At 57.9% G+C, this 16860-nt stretch carries 14 protein-coding genes and 2 pseudogenes; 7 read left to right on the forward strand and 9 right to left on the reverse strand.

Features of this window, described 5'->3' with window-relative positions; genetic code table 11:
• Window positions 1–154: 154 nt before the first annotated feature.
• From NKH63_RS12670 to NKH63_RS12695, 6 genes are all read right to left on the reverse strand, one after another.
• A complete protein-coding gene (locus NKH63_RS12670) occupies window positions 155–1156 on the reverse strand; it encodes an AAA family ATPase (protein WP_352885400.1) in 1002 nt (333 codons plus the stop codon).
• Window positions 1157–1890: 734 nt separating this feature from the next.
• On the reverse strand, window positions 1891–3369 hold the full coding sequence (locus NKH63_RS12675) for a protein adenylyltransferase SelO (protein WP_352914166.1): 1479 nt from the start codon (window positions 3367–3369) through the stop codon (window positions 1891–1893).
• 482 nt (window positions 3370–3851) lie between these two features.
• Window positions 3852–5054 carry a PAN domain-containing protein gene (locus tag NKH63_RS12680; RefSeq protein ID WP_023680065.1) on the reverse strand — a complete coding sequence of 401 codons (1203 nt, stop codon included), beginning with the start codon at window positions 5052–5054 and terminating at the stop codon, window positions 3852–3854.
• Window positions 5038–6624, reverse strand: coding sequence for a hypothetical protein (locus NKH63_RS12685; RefSeq protein ID WP_352797376.1), 1587 nt, complete (start codon window positions 6622–6624; stop codon window positions 5038–5040). The genes NKH63_RS12680 and NKH63_RS12685 overlap by 17 nt, the downstream gene beginning before the upstream one ends.
• Window positions 6625–6861: 237 nt before the next feature.
• Window positions 6862–7560 carry a thermonuclease family protein gene (locus tag NKH63_RS12690; protein WP_352810641.1) on the reverse strand — a complete coding sequence of 233 codons (699 nt, stop codon included), beginning with the start codon at window positions 7558–7560 and terminating at the stop codon, window positions 6862–6864.
• 123 nt (window positions 7561–7683) lie between these two features.
• Window positions 7684–7956, reverse strand: coding sequence for a hypothetical protein (locus NKH63_RS12695; RefSeq protein ID WP_352517225.1), 273 nt, complete (start codon window positions 7954–7956; stop codon window positions 7684–7686).
• A 923-nt stretch (window positions 7957–8879) separates the two neighbouring features.
• Here NKH63_RS12695 and NKH63_RS12700 point away from each other — a divergent pair.
• Window positions 8880–9158 (forward strand): annotated as a pseudogene (locus tag NKH63_RS12700) (integrase core domain-containing protein); the annotation flags it as partial.
• 124 nt (window positions 9159–9282) lie between these two features.
• On the opposite strand, the gene gmd reads toward NKH63_RS12700, so the two are convergent.
• From gmd to NKH63_RS12715, 3 genes and pseudogenes are all read right to left on the reverse strand, one after another.
• Complete coding sequence (gene gmd / locus NKH63_RS12705; protein ID WP_352479096.1) at window positions 9283–10353, reverse strand: GDP-mannose 4,6-dehydratase; 1071 nt, start codon at window positions 10351–10353, stop codon at window positions 9283–9285.
• Window positions 10354–10484: 131 nt separating this feature from the next.
• A pseudogene (locus NKH63_RS12710) lies at window positions 10485–10801 on the reverse strand (nodulation factor ABC transporter ATP-binding protein NodI); the annotation flags it as partial.
• Between the two features lie 437 nt (window positions 10802–11238).
• Window positions 11239–11643 carry a hypothetical protein gene (locus NKH63_RS12715; protein WP_352479097.1) on the reverse strand — a complete coding sequence of 135 codons (405 nt, stop codon included), beginning with the start codon at window positions 11641–11643 and terminating at the stop codon, window positions 11239–11241.
• 247 nt (window positions 11644–11890) lie between these two features.
• Between NKH63_RS12715 and NKH63_RS12720 the strand changes: the two genes are divergently transcribed.
• From NKH63_RS12720 to NKH63_RS12745, 6 genes are all read left to right on the forward strand, one after another.
• Window positions 11891–12046 (forward strand): hypothetical protein, encoded by a 156-nt coding sequence (locus tag NKH63_RS12720; protein WP_352483792.1) that lies wholly within the window; start codon window positions 11891–11893, stop codon window positions 12044–12046.
• A gap of 393 nt (window positions 12047–12439) precedes the next feature.
• Window positions 12440–13429 carry a nodulation protein NodZ gene (locus NKH63_RS12725; protein WP_352910875.1) on the forward strand — a complete coding sequence of 330 codons (990 nt, stop codon included), beginning with the start codon at window positions 12440–12442 and terminating at the stop codon, window positions 13427–13429.
• A gap of 152 nt (window positions 13430–13581) precedes the next feature.
• On the forward strand, window positions 13582–13743 hold the full coding sequence (locus NKH63_RS12730) for a hypothetical protein (protein WP_352479197.1): 162 nt from the start codon (window positions 13582–13584) through the stop codon (window positions 13741–13743).
• 55 nt (window positions 13744–13798) lie between these two features.
• On the forward strand, window positions 13799–15214 hold the full coding sequence (locus NKH63_RS12735; protein ID WP_352479100.1) for a mannose-1-phosphate guanylyltransferase/mannose-6-phosphate isomerase: 1416 nt from the start codon (window positions 13799–13801) through the stop codon (window positions 15212–15214).
• A 665-nt stretch (window positions 15215–15879) separates the two neighbouring features.
• Window positions 15880–16053, forward strand: coding sequence for a hypothetical protein (locus NKH63_RS12740; protein ID WP_352479198.1), 174 nt, complete (start codon window positions 15880–15882; stop codon window positions 16051–16053).
• A 347-nt stretch (window positions 16054–16400) separates the two neighbouring features.
• Entirely contained in the window at window positions 16401–16859 is a 459-nt protein-coding gene (locus tag NKH63_RS12745) for a (2Fe-2S)-binding protein (protein ID WP_352467057.1), read from the forward strand.
• Window position 16860 lies beyond the last annotated feature (1 nt).

Raw genomic sequence — 16860 nt, forward strand, 5'->3', positions numbered from 1 at the left:
CTGAGATGCGGCGGCGACGAACCTGTCTACGGGACCTATGGTCTCGAAAACCAGGGCGCGTTCCGGCGATGCGAAGACGGGATTCGTCGAAGCCTGGGCCGCAAGCGAATCCCTAATGAGGGCTATGCCCGGGGCAAGGCGCCTCGATTGCTCCTCAGATGAGCGTGCCCTCGGGAAGCGGGCCTTCCGGCGGCCTTTTATCCGCCTTAATACGTCGTCTCTTCGACGGATCCTTATTATCGGTCTGTCTGCTATGATCCGTCTCCCCCGGCGTTGACCGCTTCTGCCGTAGCTTCGCCAACCCTTCAGCCAGTGCTTGATCGGCCGCAAGCTTTCCTCGGGACAGAACGATCTTTCGCCTAACATCCAAGGTAAAGGCTTCGATATCCGAGAAATTCATTCCATTCAACGTGCTGACGAATTCTTTCTCAACTGATGCGATGGCGGCACCGAAGTCCTTGCGTAGTCTGTTAAACCATTGCGAAATTTCCTGCGACCCTGGCAGGGGTACGTCCACCCGGAGTTCGAACCGCCGCCACACAGCGCGGTCGAGAAGTTCGGGGTGGTTCGTGGCACATACGATCACGCAGTTCGTTGGGATCGAGTCCATCTGAAGGAGGAGCGAACTGACGACGCGCTTGATCTCGCCGGTCTCCTGAGTGTCACCCCGTTCCTTGCCGACGGTGTCGAATTCGTCGAAGAACACGACGCATCGCTGGCTGGCCACGAAATCGGTGAGCTTGCGGAGGCGAGTGGCCGTCTCACCAAGGAAGCTGCCGATCAGGCCGTCGTATCTCACGACATAGAACGGCATCCTCAGCTCATGGGCAAAGACTTCGGCCAGACTCGTCTTGCCCGTCCCGGGCGGGCCTACGAGCAGCACTTTGTGTCGCGGCTCGAGGCCATGCGACCTCAGCAACGCCATGTCGGCGTACTCGCTGATGAATTCCTGCACCTCTGTCGAGACCTCGGGAGACAGGATCAGGTCCTTGAGCCTGCGATCTGCCTTGAGCTCAACGAGCATTTCGCTCAGTTCCAGCGGGACATGATAACTTTGCGGGCGGGCCACGCTTCTTCGTTTCCTGCTGTCGGAGGCCATCGCGTCGACGATACGCTCGGCGATCCCGTTCTGCTGCTGGGCACGCGCCTCAGCCACCAGGGCCTGCAGGGAAAACTGCGAGGACGTACGGTCACCGGAATAGCCAGTGTCTTCTGTCCTACGTATCGCTCCGGTTCTTGTCATCTCCAATCTCGCTACTTCCACCAACGACTCGCGCCGCAGGCGTCCTCTCTCTCTCTCACAATGATAAGCCAAAAGGAGGCCGCCGCCAGAGGCTCCGATAAAAATGCCGCAGTCTACTGACTGTGCAATTTTAGGTTGTCTTCCTTAATGCCCAGTTTTCATAAGGGTACTTCCGGTAGCCAAATGCATAACCAGCCCCTCGTTCACACGCAACTTCCTGTGAAAACTCGGAGATCGAGGCCGAGAGCAACCGTCCGCCCCTTCGGTGGCCGCGTCTTCGGCCTACGAGGGCCTCCCAGCAGAACCCGCTTCTATCACTACCACCCCTTTGGGAAAAGGATTGGCGATGGCTGGCTCGATGAGATTGAACTTTCGTTTTCATTCCAACTAGGACAGCCGATTGAAATGGCGGCTATCCGCTGCCGTCGACCCAGAACCGGAAGGTCGGCAAACGGCCCCGCTGCCGACTGGTCCCCTTTCGCTTCCCTTCCGGCCGATAGTGCCCGAAGGAGAAGCACGATGGGACATTTCCAGCACGATCCTGCGATGCCGGAGCGCAAAGCTTGGAATGCTAGCCGGAACGTCGCTCGCGCGATCGAGCGCTCTTTTTCGTCATCCAACGCATCTCTTCGCAACGAACCTCAGGTTCAGGTCCCACAAAAGGTCTTATAGACGCGGCCATCGCGCGGTGGTGGCTCGGCATAGCTCGCGAAGCCTGGCTGGACTTCGTATGGCTTGCCGAGCACGGTCAGAAGGTCCTCGAACGGTCCGAACTCCTGTTTCTCCACGGCGGCCGCGATGACCGCCTCAACGCGGTGGTTGCGGGGGATAACGGCCGGATTGACGCGCTGCATGGAAGCCCGGCGCGCTGAACCTTCCTGCGGCTCTTGCCCGAGCCGTTTGCGCCAGCGCTCGGCCCAGTCGTCATATGGGGCAGGGTCTTCGAAGAGGCTGCGCACCGCGACGTCGCCTTCGGGTCCCATAGCGGCCTCGCTCAGGCGTCGGAAAGTCAGGGTGAAGTCCGCCTTGCCAGCGACCATCCGATCGAGAAGATCCTGCGTCAGCGCAAGATCGCCCTCCCGCTCCGACAAAAGTCCCAACTTGCTACGCAAGCCACTATTATACGCGTCGCTGAACCGTGCTGCGAAGGCAGAAAGCGCCTCTTGGGCCTGCTCCACGGATTTGTCCTGATCCTCAGCCAGGAGGGGCAGCAGACACTCCGCCAGCCGCGTCAGGTTCCACTGGGCGATCGCAGGCTGATTGGCATAAGCGTAGCGACCTAACTGGTCGATCGAGCTGAATACGGTCTTGGGATTGTAGATGTCCAGAAAAGCGCAGGGGCCATAGTCAATCGTCTCGCCGGCGATAGACATGTTGTCGGTGTTCATAACCCCGTGAATGAAGCCGACGAGCAGCCACTGCGCTACGAGGTTCGCTTGGCGCGCAATCACACTTTCCAGCAGTGCCAGGTAGGGGCGAGCAGCACCCGCGGCATCCGGGTAGTGCCGGGCGATCGCGTGATCAGCGAGAGCCCTCACCGCATCCACGTCCCCGCGCGCCGCGAAGAATTCGAAGGTTCCGATCCGCATGTGGCTGGATGCGACCCGTGTCAGCACTGCGCCTGGCAGGTAGGTTTCTCGTATCACCTCATCACCCGTCATGACCGCAGCAAGCGCCCGAGTGGTCGGAATGCCAAGAGCCGCCATGGCCTCGCTGACAATGTACTCGCGCAGAACGGGGCCAAGCGCCGCCCGCCCGTCGCCGCCGCGGGAAAACGGTGTTCGGCCGGAGCCCTTTAGCTGGATATCCCGGCGCACTCCTTCCTGATCGACGATCTCGCCTAGCAGGATTGCCCTTCCGTCGCCGAGCTGCGGCACGAACTGGCCGAACTGGTGTCCGGCATAGGCGGTAGCGATCGGCTCGGCACCTTCGGGAATCCGTTTGCCGGCAAGAATCTCAACACCCGCCTGCGTGGCGAGTTCTACCGGGTTGAGCCCGAGCTGGACGGCCAGCTCCTGGTTAAGCTTGAGGAGGTGCGGTGCGGAGACCGGGGTCGGGGAAACACGCGCATAAAACGAGCTCGGCAGCCGAGCATAGCTGTTGTCAAATGCAAAGCGTACCGTCATTCACACTCCTCAAACATCAACGGCAGTCGCGAGACGCTTCGTCGGTCGCAAAGATTGTTATCAATGACAATAGTGCCATCAGACTGCCGGTCCGTATGCTGATGTGGCGATGCTCGAACTTCATTTCCAGCTACGTCCAGAAATGGATGTGTCAGTGCCTTCGGGCAAGTAGCCTCTTCGAGCGGAACGGCTACGACGCTTCTCGCGCCAGCGAACGTCTGGTCTTCGCGAATCGGTAGCCTTAAGCCGCCTGACTGCTTTCGGCCCCATTTTTGACATTAAGTCAGACGGTCCCGCAATGCGCCGACGACAATTCTTTCTCTGAGATGCCTCAGTTGGCTCCACTTTGCATTCTGCTGGAGCTTCGTCGAAGAACATTCCTGCCGCTAACCCAAAGGTTATCGTGGAATTTTGCTAGCCACTCTCTTTGACAAGCAGCTTGGTTTCAATCGCTCCTTGAGGATAGGTTCTTCGCTTCAACTTTAGTTGGCGACGCTCTTGATGCCAGACGCGACCGCTGCGTTATCAGCGGATTGGGTTATGCTGTTGAAAAGGACACACGCACTTTCTTTTTTGCGGAAATTGAACCCTAAGCAGGATTTGTCGTTTGCACATTGCAGTATGCAGTCTGGATATCGGAGCGGAGAGGTCCAATAGGCGTTGCCAGAAATTTCCGTTTTTGTGGCGAACACCAAATTCGAGTAGCGCAAATTGCTCTCGACCACTTTTTTTGCGGCCATGATCGACTCTTCGCTTTTGACCAGTAGCGATGCGTCCCCTTTCATGAAACAAGCTCGAAATTTTGTGTTATAAGTAACCGCTAGACACCTGAAGTCGGTGTCGCAGGCGGTTTGACACTGCTCAGAACTCACGTTCCTAATTGGCATATCCGGCAGGTCGTTTCCGATCGCGTCCCACCCGGACACGACAACAAATCCACTATCTGGATCGACCTCTGTCGCAGGAGTTTCTGCGGGGACAGTTGCGGCCTGCTCTCGTGACGAGTCAGGAATGATGTCTGAAGACGCAAATGTGCGACCATCCAACCACGCGCATCTTGTTGCAAGATCGACGGCGGATGAATCATTAAGGCCGACCAACTGAAGCGTCTGAGCAGCAGCGCCAGGCCCGGCTGGTGGCGCTGTCGGGGCAGAACGAGCTGCCAATGATACATTTACGTCTACGCCGTTCACACTCCGCCGAGAGTAACACCACGCTCGGTCCCAGGTTTGGTCGTTCTCATCCTTGAAGTGGTGACCTGTGATTAACTCCCAAGTGGTGCCTTGGAACTCGACGTTCTTGGTGGCGAACTTGTTGAAGTCGACGGTCACCACGTCAGGCTTGGTAGGGACGTCAGCCTGAGGCGCCTGCTCCTGAGTTGGCTTTGGAGTTGGAACAGGAATAGGCGGCTCATCTTTTGGGGAGGTGAGATCGCTTGGCTGCTCTATGGTCGGCAAAGCCGCCGGCTCCGGCAAGGTTTTGTCCCATAGACCAAGATTGATGCCTAGCCCAATCCCGACCGCCGCCACTGCAATGGCTCCGCCAGTCGCCATTCGGCGAAAGGCGGTCGCCCGGGCTGTCTTCTCTTGGGCCGCGGCTTGAGCCTGCAAGGTTGGAATCGCTGACCTTTTGACGGCGAGATCGACGGCTTGCTCGAGCAGGGTGGTGTTATGCCGGACGAGCACTTTTGCGACCCTTCATTGATACCGTCACGAGGTCTGAGACCTCAGGCGGCAAATCCTGGTCGAGGGCCTTGCGAAGGACTTCGGGATCATCGGTGAAGAGCGGAACATAGAGGATCTCTTTGACCACCTTTTCCACAGGCACCTCAACCCGCTTCTCAACCTCTTTCTCGACCATAACTTCGACTGGTACCTTAATCGTTCGAATTCGGCGCCACCGCCAACTCAGAAGCATTCTGCGGAGCAGCCTGGAAGTCTTGCTGTCTGAATTGTCCTCTTCTCGGGCGGCAATGCGCTGGAGCGCTAGAGCGACCATTGCCGTAATTGGTCCCGCGAGCGCGGCAATGAGCGCGAGCGAGCCGAACCAAATCACAGAGATTATTCCGGCCTGTGCCTCAGTCACCAGTTCAGGTTTGCTGCCGTACCACCGTGAGGCAATACGGCGGACCTGATCTGTCCGCGCCATTGGGATCCGCTCCTTGGCCAAGGCGCTGAGGGCTTTGGCAATCTGGTCCTGTCTGACCTGGTTTTGCGCCGAGGTGTTTGCCTTGTTGGCTTCTGCCGCCTGGGCATCTGCGAGCCGTTTGCCCGCTTCATCCAATCGACGCTGCCAAGCCGCGGCATCACTATCGCGCGTTTGCTCCAGAGACGAACGCCTATCGACAAGCTTCTGCCTCTGGTCAGTAGTCATAGGAGGGCTATTTGCCCGCAAACGATCGAAATTTTCGCGCAGCGCGGCAATCTCTTGATCGAGCGGGTCAATCTGAGTGTCGAACTTGGTGATAATTTTCGTGCGGGGGTTCGCAAGTTTAGCCACTTCCGATTCTAGCCTGCGTGCCGAGTCGCTGTCCCCTGAATCGCGCGCCATCTTGATACGTTCAACAAAGCTGTCGCGTTGGCGCTCAAACTGATCGACAGCCTCTTTAACTTCGCGATCACGCTGTTGAATCAGCGCCGATCGAACCGCGTTTTTCTCCTCCACTTGATCGCGAACACGCGAGGCTTCTGGGGTAAGGGCTGTCGTTCCCTCCAATTCCGCATTGGCCTCGGCAATTTGCGACTGAAAGGTCGCACGCGATTTTTCCGCAAGAGAAGTCAGCTGCTCAATTTCGGAACGGGCTTGATCGACCTGATCGGCTCTTCGACCAAGTTCGTCAGCAGAGGCGAGCTTTGTCGCTTCCTGCTCAAGGGCATCAATCTTGTTTACGAGCTCCTCATAACGCAGCTGACGCAATGCGCCTGCCCTCTCCATTCCCATAAAGACAGTTTCGAAAGTGATGCCTGCAAGAACCAGGAGGAAGACCAAGATTATGGGCTTCCAGAGCCAAGACGCGCTGAAAAGCAGTGTAGCTATCGGTATCTTGGTGAGCTCCGCGATTGCCACCATGAGAAAGGGTGCACTGGCGAGCGTCAAATCCATTGCAGTGACAGACTCGCTTGCAGAAAACGCTTGTACGCCTAATGCTACACCTGTCGTAAGACCAATCGCTGCGGCCGCAATCTCTAGGGCCCAGGCACCACGGTAGGTCCACTGGCCATAGCTTGCCAGCTTTTGACTCATCACAGTCTGCATTTTACTCGCCCCCCCCGACAGGGCGACATCACGCCTTGATCGCCTGGCAGCATACACTTAACGGTTTTGAAAGTCTTAGTTAAGGCGTCTTCTCTCTATTGTCGCAATAACTTTTTCTGCCCTTCAGATATAGAATACCTCGTCAAAAAATGGGGTTAGCAGACCGCGCCGCCCATGCATGGTCTTCGTTAGATCGGTGTAAGCGGAAAGCCGAACAGGCCGTAGCGCGCATTTCAGCTAGCAGAGTGTTTCGCATGGGATCCCATCCTTGTCGCGATCGAGTTTTCCGCCCCATGAGCAGTTTTGCAGGTACCAGTTGGCTTCGTCGCAGGAACCGATCTGCTTGCACGTTCTCCGCGGCTCGCAAGAATAGCCGCTCTGCGCGACCAGCTTACGGCTGATGATGCCCAGTGGGCGGCTCGACGGCGCCGCGCCGTCGGCGTGCGCAGCGCGCCATTCCCAGGGTGCCTGAAACGTCCCGGCCCACAGGCCGATCTTTGAGGCTTGGGCTTGCGCCTGCTGCCCCGCATAGGCGCCCTGACTGTAGTGAGGCCAATCCAGCGCCTGGCCGTGCTGGACCATCCAGGCGGCCACGCCCGCGCCGTCGGCGCGCCGACAATCGCCGACAAAGCGGTGGTAGCGATCCCACGTCACGAATGTGCATTCGAGCGGCCTCGACGCGGCCAGGAAAGTGTCCAGCGCTTCGGCCGATCGCCGGCCGCAAGGATACTCGGCGCCATTCGCATCGCGGCACAGCTGTCGGCTCTCTGGCGCGTCGATGCCGTTGAAGCGGACGCGCTGGCCGTGGATTTCGATCGTATCGCCGTCAATGACGGATGCGACACCGGTAAGCAAGGCGGGCGCCGCCCTTCGTGGGCTGGCCTTTGATGCATCGTCGCTGCGTTGCGCGCCCGACGGCGCCAGGAAGGCAGCCACTGCCGCCGCTGCCGTAAGACTGAGCATTGCCGGCACGCTCGCAAGTTTGCGCCGCCACAGCTTGGCACCGGTGGGTCTCTGCCACCGATTGGATCGATATTTGCGGTATGGCCTGCTCATCCGCTACGCCGACCAGCCCGGCCATGCGCTGTCGACCATGGGCAGGCCGGCGCAATAGTAATCGTCAACGAACCGCCCGGTGGACCGGTCGCGGCAGCGCCAGATAACGCTGTAGTTCTGGCCATAGAATTGGTCCCACGCGACGCCATAGATTTGTGGTGGCGGTGGCCGGTAATATGTTCCGCCTCCATAGCCGTTGTTGGCAGCGACACCCACAGCTGCGCCGCCGACAGCCGCGACCGCTATTCCTGTCGCGACAGCATTGTCGGTTTTCACAAGCCTGGTGCACTTCTCTGCTGTTGCGCGCCTGCGCACTAGAAGGGCCGCTACCCGACTACGATACTGTTCGTCCGTGCTGCTGGCGAGAACGTGACATAGCGCAACGGTATTCATTGCCGTGAGATCGCTGTCCGACACGACAGTGCTCGTAGAGCAGCCGCTGACGCACAGGGCTGCACTTGCGATGAGTGCTCCAATTTTCATGTGAATTCCCCCAAACAAATATTGGGGCGAGTCCGACCTAGAAGTCCAGAGTTTTGTTTTTCACATTGCTACGATTCACAGCATGCTGCGGCTAGCTGGCATCCACTGCAACCAACTCTTCCGCCGGTCGCTGACTGATGCTGGGTTGATCTCAGCCACTCCAGAACTTGCCCGCTGGCTCAAAACCGGCGGGCTTTTTTTCCGCGACGCCGGAAGGCTCTATCTCGCCGCATGTTGTGGTACATCGGCACGCCGTCATCGGGCCGTGCCGTTGACCAAGGTGGCCCCTCCGCCATGGTCGGCCGGCGCAGCCTTGACCGTCCGCGCGGGCTATCCCAATCAAGCCCGCTGGCTTCGGTCGGCGGCTTTTTATTTGATCCCCGGCGCCGTCGGCTTGGATCTAGATCCTCGCCAGTGCCGGATTTGAAGGTAAGCTGCGGCGGTATGATCGCACTTCGCGCGGGACGGACCATTGGTGTGCAGCAAGAGCGCCGAGTTCATTCGGCCAAGATTCTGCACTAGGCCGAGGTAGGTGAAGGCAGATAGCTATCCGGTAATCGCTGAGATATTGGAGATAATGTTCCCCCATGGAGGTGTGTACCAGTATTATAAGTTTCCAAACTTCATGTAGGAACGCCGTGGACGAGCTGCTGTGTGCGCTTGCCGTAAATCGCTTCCGCGAGTTCACAGTCGGAGGTTGGCTAGGACCCTAACGCGAGAGCTTCAACGGCCCCCTTCGCGATGAACTCCTCAACGAGACGCGGTTCACGTCCCTGGCCCAGGCCCGCGCGAGGCTCAATGTATGGCGCGCCGATTACAACGGCGCGCGTCCGCACTCGCACATCGGATGGCAGACACCCAACGAATGTGCATCGACCTTCAACCCGCGACGGTCGCTCGCGCTGCGCAACGTGAAACGCTCCGCGCCAGCACCCGTCGCGTCCACTGGCCATCAGGGCAAATCCACCCGCGGAAACGAACTCAAGACTGGATAAAATTTGGGGGAAACGTCAGGGCGGCCATAACTTTGCAGTCTTCAGACGCGAGGCGGCCTACAACAGCGCTGCCCACCATGCTTGTGGCCCGCGACCCACACGGCTTTTCCCTTCAGATCGTACATTATGCTTCCTTCATGATTACCGATGTCTGCATGACCTTGAGGTCTTCCCGCACCATTTCCGCGGCGAGCTCGCGCACGGATGTCTCATGCACCCAGCCGAGCTTCTCCTTCGCCTTGGTGGCATCGCCCAGGAGAAGATCGACTTCCGTGGGGCGGAAGTAGCGTGGGTCTACCTGGACTAGGCATCTGCCGGTCTCGACATCATAGCCCTTTTCGTCGACTCCCTCACCACGCCATTCGAGCTCGACGCCGACATCTTTGAAAACCCATTCGACGAATTGGCGGACAGGGGTCGTCTTGCCCGTCGCCAGCACGTAATCATCCGGTTGATCCTGCTGCATCATCATCCACATACCACGCACGTACTCACGCGCATGGCCCCAATCGCGTTGAGCATCGAGATTGCCGAGATAAAGCTTGTCCTGCTTGCCGAGGTAGATAGCAGCGGCGGCGCGGGTGATCTTGCGCGTCACAAAAGTTTCGCCGCGCAGTGGGCTTTCATGATTGAAGAGAATGCCGTTGGAAGCATGGATACCATAGGCCTCGCGATAGTTGACCACGATCCAGTAGGCGTAGAGCTTGGCGGCGGCGTAAGGGCTGCGCGGATAAAAGGGCGTTGTTTCGTTCTGCGGTACGGATTGCACGAGGCCGTAGAGCTCTGAAGTCGAGGCCTGATAGAAGCGGGTCTTGTCCTTCAGACCGAGAAGGCGGATCGCCTCAAGAAGTCGCAATGTTCCGATACCGTCGGCGTTTGCTGTGTATTCCGGCGTTTCGAACGACACCTGGACATGGCTCTGAGCGGCCAAGTTGTAAATCTCGTCTGGCTGGGATTCCTGAACTACTCGGATGAGATTAGTCGCATCAGTGAGGTCACCGTAATGCAAAATTAGGCGCGGATCGGGATCGTGCGGGTCTTGGTAGATGTCTTCGATGCGACCCGTGTTGAAGGAAGAGGAACGTCGCTTAATCCCATGAACGACGTAGCCTTTTTCCAGCAGAAGACGCGTGAGATAGGCACCATCCTGTCCCGTTATGCCCGTAACCAGAGCAACTTTCCTGTTCTCGCCCATTTTCTTCCTGCTCTATGGTAGTTGAAGTTTCGAATCTGGCTCGCCACACCGGCGGCCCGCCTCATACCCTATGGTAGGATTTCGACAGATGCGGCGCGGAGCTCGTCATTGACAGTGTCAGCCAGCGAGCACACCTGCTCCTGCTTCGAGGCATAGCAAAACAGAGTCTCGCCGCTAACCTGCCTAAGTCGCACATGCGGCCTGAGTGCCGAACTCAGCTCACGGGGTGAGCGACATAGATTTCAATCACGTCGCACCCGATTTGCTCATCAATCAGCGAGTTAGGACGCCCTTCTGGGATTCTACATCCGTTCTCAAGCACGCACAGTCGGTTGCCCAGCCGCTCCGCTTCTTCCACGAAGTGGGTGGCCAGTGGAATCGTATTGCCCTGCGCCAACAGGGCACGTAGCAGTTCCCAGATAAAATGGCGAGCATGTGGGTCCAACCCACACTAGAACTCCACCATCCCTCTTTTGCGCTGACCAAGTAATCTTTGCCTGCTTCAGCGTCTTCTAATGGAAATTGTTTTGATCAGTGAAATCGATTGTTTGGATGAGGTGCATCCATAAAATGGATTGTTTGACAGGGCAGCGCGGCACCATCGGCGGCACAAAGTCGTGGGCGCGAGGTTTCGCTCCGCGCGAAGACAAAGTTCGTGGCAGTCGGGGGCTTGGGCGAACCGCACATCTGAGACGGCGGCGAAAAGCCGGGTAGGGCATTACGTATTGACCTCAAGGAATTTCGGGCGCGCTAGCCCGAAAACGGTGGCTGGGCTTCAACGATGGGCGGGACGAGGCGACCATCAAACTGTGATTCATACTGTAGGCGATCGCAGTGCGGCGAATTTGAACGGCCGCCTTTGCCAGCCCTCGCCATCGCATCCGGCTACAGGTGCCGAAGATCTTCTCGATCCGAGTACAAATTCTGTGGATCGGTTGGTTCCAGGCGTCGAGCTTTCGGCCTCGTCGCGCCCCCACATAGCGGTTGCGACGATGCGCGGCCTTCGACCCTTGGCGCGCACCGCGTCGCCGAGATGATTGCCTCGGTAGGCGCTGTCGGCAAACACTTCGCCGGGATTGTCGGGCAGAGCATCAGGAACGGCGTTGCCGTCCTCGGTGTGGGCGCCGTGACGGCGATCTCCTCGACAAGGGCCGTATCGGCGTAGGCACCGAAATGGGCTTTGAAGCAATGAAACGCTGGTCGGCGCTTGTACTTGACCCAATGGCCCTCTTCATCATCTTCGCTGGCCGAGGCGATGATCGCCGCATCGACAGGCGTGCCGATCTTCACCTGGATCGCTGAACTGGCGGGTGATCTCGGCGAACAACAGGGTCATGAACCTCAAGGGCCTGTCGAAAACGGACGAGAGCGGGTTCGCACAGGTGTCCGCTCTGACACCGAGAACCCGCAGAACCGTCGGAACGATCCTCCACATGGCTGCAGACGCCAAAATTCCTCTCCCGGCCATCGTCGCACAGCATCGCGTGCCAGTCGCTCAGTCCAGCCGGCTCGAAAGCTATCCGGCAGGAGTTGCGCCATGTTGGCGCACTTGAAAGCGTCAGAGGGCGCCGTGTCGCATCTTTCGATGGGACCGGACGCCATGATGGCCATAAATGACGTGGATGGCCTGCGCCTGACATTCGACGGCTGGCGGGTCCTGCACATCCGTCCTTCAGGAAACGCCCGCAAATGACATGTTACGTTGAGGCAGTTAAGAATTGGACTTGAAAAAGGGACTTTGTGGACTGCCTCGACCGGCTGTTTCGCTTAGCAAAGCGCGGCCCCACGTCAGCAGAGGCTCATGGTCAAGGAACGCCTTAGTATCCATCACATGGATGGGCCACATTCACGCAATCAATTTTACACATGTCGCCGGGCGCATTAGAGAACGCTGAATTTAAACCGGAAGCGAGTGTACCCGGCGTCAAGATTTGCGAGCGTCACAGAGATAAGGATAGGCAGTGCTGAGGAGCTCTTCTGCCCCACGCGCAGCCTCTACCAAATCGCCCGGCGTAACGGTCGACTAGTATCGATTAAGAGATCCCAAGTCAGATGCAACCTCGTCTCTGAAACGAGATTTCCGAAAATGCAGGTCAGTGGATTGGTAAAGCGCAGGTTCGTCGTCTCTCAGAGGCGTACGGGGTTCGGTGATTGTCTGTGGTCGCTGGCGGCCGCTTGGCGCTACGCTCAGCGGTCGGGACGAACGCTAGCCGTCGACTGGCGCGGGTCCTGCTATCTCGACCAACCCTTCACAAATGCCTTTCCGGTGTTCTTCCAACCGATCAATGACATCGCTGGCGTACCGGCTATTTGCGACGACCGGATCAACGACTTTTCCTTCCCGGGTCCATTCTTCCCGGAGTGGTGGAATAGGCCAGCGATCGACTGCCTTTACCGCCCAGATGAGCAGATTTTCCAAGAGCGCGACGAGTTGGGCGAGCTCTTTCAGGCCGAACACGATGTCGAAGCGAACACAGTAGTGTGTGACGCTTGCTTGATGTGGCGCTGCGATGAGGATGCCGAGCGGCAGGTCTTCCAGAGTGTCAAGCCTCGGTCTGAAATTCAAACACGCATAGATGCCATTTACCAAGAATGTTTTGTGGGGCACAGCATCATCGGGGTTCATGTTCGACATGGTAACGGTGAAGACATCATGGACCATGCGCCCTACTGGGCCGATCCGGAGTTCGCCGTTCGACAAGTGTGCACTGCGGTTGATAAGGCTAAAGCGTTGCCGCACCCCAAGCCTGTGCGGCTGTTCTTGTGCACGGACAGCGCGCAAATCCTGGATCATCTCTCGGCCAAGTTTCCCGATCTTCTCACCGTCCCCAAGCATTTCCGATCCGATCAAGACGGCCCCTTACACACTGCAGCACTTGGGATGGACGGCGCAATTTCCGCCCTCGTTGAGATGTATCTTCTCGGGCGCTGCGATACTGTAGTTCGGTTTCCTCCGACGAGCGCCTTTACACGATATGCACGCCTTTTCGTACCGCGGGTAATTGAGTTCGATCTGAAGGACCCAAGTCGTTTGATTTTGATAGAAGGCAGCCAAAGAGTCTCTCATCTTGATTAAGACCGCTACCTGGGCAATTCGGCAAATGGAACGAACAGGCATAGAGACATCGACCGCAATCCACGAGAGGCGGGCCATGGCATACGCTAAATGTCCCGCAGCTGCTCAGCTTGATCCGCAGGCTTGAGGATCCGGACACACTGCAGCAGTTCTTGGCTCCATTCGGGACTGTTGCCGACGTCGATGAAACCAACGGCCTTAGGGCACGAATACAGAATGACGAGATCATTCATCTGCGGCCGTCCGGCAACGCGCCAGAACTTCGCTGTTACTCGGAGCGCCGCAAGACCATCCTAGAGCGACGGCGGTCGTGACGCTGACGCTAAGGGCGCGGGCAATGACGTCCAGAGACGAAATCGAGGTTGTTTAATGAAAGTGGTTCCCGTCATCATCAGCGGTGGAGCCGGATCGCGGCTATGGCCCGCTTCGAGGCAATCGCACCCCAAACCTTTCCTTAAAGTAGCAGATGGACATTCTCTCATTCAGCACACTGTGCTGCGCGTCGGTTCGATAAAGGGCGTAGTGGAACTCGTCGCCGTGACATCTGGGGAACACCTCTTCCTTACCAAGGACGAGTTCGACGAACTAGATTCCGTGGTCCTGCCACGCACCTTTTTGCTCGAGCCTGAAGGCCGGGATACGGCCGCAGCCGTTGCGGCAGCCGCCATCCATGCCAAGGCAACGCAAGGCCCTGACGCGATTCTATGCGTCTTCCCAGCCGATCACATGGTTGGCAACCTGCCTGCATTTTTAGACGTCATGTGCCGGGCCATCGAACATGCGAAGCTCGGGCGGATCGCCACATTGGGCATCACCCCAACCAGACCGGACACGGCATTCGGCTATATCGAAGCGGATGGTGAGAAAGTCGTCCGTTTCGTTGAAAAACCGGATCTGGACACAGCCAAAGCCTATGTCGCGTCCAAGCGCTTCTTCTGGAACGCCGGCATTTTCTGCTTTAGCGCACAAACCATGCTCGACGAGATGGCATCGCATTGCCCCGCGGTGATCCAGGCCGCCTCCGACAGCTACGAGAACGGGCGCTTCAGTCAAGGCGAAGGCTTTGCCAAAATCGAACTCGCGCCTGAGCATTTCGGCTCCGCCCCGCGAATCTCGCTCGACCACGCTGTCATGGAGAAGACGAACAAACTTGCCGTGGTTGCCTGCGACATGGATTGGAACGACATCGGATCCTGGAACGCAATGGCCGATTTGATCGCCCCCGACGAAAGCGGGAACAGGATACGCGGCGATGTGCATATGGTCGACACGACCGGCAGCTATGTGAGCTCCGACAAGCGCGTCATCGGCACGGTCGGTGTCAGCGATCTGGTGATCGTCGATTCCCCGGACGCTTTGCTTGTCGCATCCCGCGACCGCGTTCAGGACGTCAAGAAGCTGTTCGAGGGCCTCAAGGCTTCAGGACATGAAGCTCACCTGGTCCATAGCACGGTACACCGGCCGTGGGGTACCTACACGGTTCTTGAGGAAGGCGAGCGCTTCAAGATCAAACGCATCGAGGTGAAGCCCGGTCGGCGGCTGAGCCTGCAGATGCACTATCATCGTTCGGAGCACTGGGTCGTGGTCAGCGGCTCCGCGAAAATCGTCAATGGCGAGCAGGAGTTGTTCCTGGCGACAAACCAATCAGCCTACATCCCCTGCGGCCATAAGCATCGGCTGGAGAACCCAGGCAGAATTGACCTGGTGATCATTGAAGTGCAGAGCGGCGATTATCTCGGCGAGGATGATATCGTTCGCTTCGACGACGTATATGGTCGAACGTAGATTTCACCCGCATGACGAGAACGGTCAACGTGTCGCTGACTAATTACCACTAGGAAGGCCGTCTGCCCACTCAGGACCGGATGCTTGTGGAATCGGGAATTGACCAAGGCAGCGGCGAATGACCGCAATCGGCATCAGGGTGGGACAAATCAACCGGAAAAGACCGGAGAGCATAGTAACGCAACACAGTCCCACTGTCGAATAGCCTTTGATATTCTGACTTTCCAAGCACCCTCAGGGCCCACCAAAATTATATCAATGGCTTATGGCCGACTTCGCTCTGAAGTGGGCCAAATCGACCTCGCTATCCCCGCAGCACTCAGTTCGATTGTTTTCTCATGAAAACGAGCAAGGACCGGGGGAGGGCGATCTTGTGCTGGCTTCTATGTCCAATCTTGCTCCTGTTCGTCGTCAGGTTGTGTGCAGCCACATAGCGCGGCTATCGCGAGGCTGGAAGGCCTCCGATCGATAGGTGCGGCGAACGGCGGCAACGAGGTGCGAATAGGATGGCTGAGCGTATGATCGAGAATACCGCAGTTGCGGTCTAGCGCGAAATGCAGCGTCTGTGACTCATCGGTCATTGCAGCGGGAAATCATGACCCTAAGCCGCCCTTCATCAGCCCACCAGCGCCCAGAAGAAGGCGAAGATCCGTCACAATGCCTACCTGTACCAAGGCTTCAAGCAGTTCACCGCGAATGTGAAGACCGCCAGCCATTGCTTCTTCATTTTCGGCCATTCGCTCGCTACGAATGACGACCACATCCTTAACCGCATAGCGCGTGGCAAGTTTCTGGCATCTATGGTGAACCAGCATCCGCGGATAACCAGCGGATCATGAACCACGCGAACGAGCTAGCGGTGCAGCGCAACGAAAAACCGCCGCTTGATGTCGTCTTTTATGATGCTGCTACAGTTCATGTCTGGGGTTTAGGCTTAGAAGCGGAATGACTGCCAACCAGGTCATCGAGCCGGAAACTGACCGGCCGGTCGGCCCAAAAATGACATTCAGTTGCCTCCAGCCTTTCGACACGAGCCACTTCACGATCTCGCGATTGCCAGCTAGCGGCTTGTTGCTCGAGCTGCGCGATCCTAGTCTGTGGTCGCTATGCCTCAGCAAGAAGAGTCCGGTTCCTAGCCGGGCGGAGGCGCAACGAGATAGCCAGCTCAGGACAAGGAGAGCAAGCCATGGTCGCTTTTACCCTCAATGGCGAGGCGCGAACACTCGACGTCGATCCAGAGATGCCGCTGCTCTGGGCGATCCGTGACGGCATCGGACTCACAGGAACGAAATTCGGTTGCGGCCTTGCCCAGTGCGGCGCTTGCACGGTTCACGTTAACGGCATGCCGACGCGCTCGTGCCAGACCGCAGTCGGCGACATCGAAGGAGCCTCGATCACCACCATTGAGGGCGTGTCGGGCAAGATCGGCGAAACGGTCCAGGCCGTGTGGGCCGAGTTCGACGTACCTCAATGCGGCTATTGCCAGTCTGGCCAGATCATGTCGGCCGTGGCCCTCCTGACCGAGACGCCGAAGCCGACGGACGATGATATTGATTCGGCGATGAGCGGCAATCTCTGCCGCTGCGCCACCTATCATCGCATCCGCGCGGCCATCCACGAGACCGCCAACCGGCTGGAGACTTGAG

Origin of the sequence: Mesorhizobium sp. M0960 (assembly GCF_040319055.1) — a bacterium.
GTDB lineage: Bacteria > Pseudomonadota > Alphaproteobacteria > Rhizobiales > Rhizobiaceae > Mesorhizobium.

Bases quoted from the DNA above. Each gene is read 5' to 3' on its own strand.
- NKH63_RS12675 (WP_352914166.1), bottom strand. From the start codon at position 3,369: ATGACGGTACGCTTTGCATTTGACAACAGCTATGCTCGGCTGCCGAGC.
- NKH63_RS12685 (WP_352797376.1), bottom strand. From the start codon at position 6,624: ATGCAGACTGTGATGAGTCAAAAGCTGGCAAGCTATGGCCAGTGGACC.
- gmd (WP_352479096.1), bottom strand. From the start codon at position 10,353: ATGGGCGAGAACAGGAAAGTTGCTCTGGTTACGGGCATAACGGGACAG.
- NKH63_RS12720 (WP_352483792.1), top strand. From the start codon at position 11,891: ATGTTGGCGCACTTGAAAGCGTCAGAGGGCGCCGTGTCGCATCTTTCG.
- NKH63_RS12725 (WP_352910875.1), top strand. From the start codon at position 12,440: ATGCAGGTCAGTGGATTGGTAAAGCGCAGGTTCGTCGTCTCTCAGAGG.
- NKH63_RS12735 (WP_352479100.1), top strand. From the start codon at position 13,799: ATGAAAGTGGTTCCCGTCATCATCAGCGGTGGAGCCGGATCGCGGCTA.
- NKH63_RS12745 (WP_352467057.1), top strand. From the start codon at position 16,401: ATGGTCGCTTTTACCCTCAATGGCGAGGCGCGAACACTCGACGTCGAT.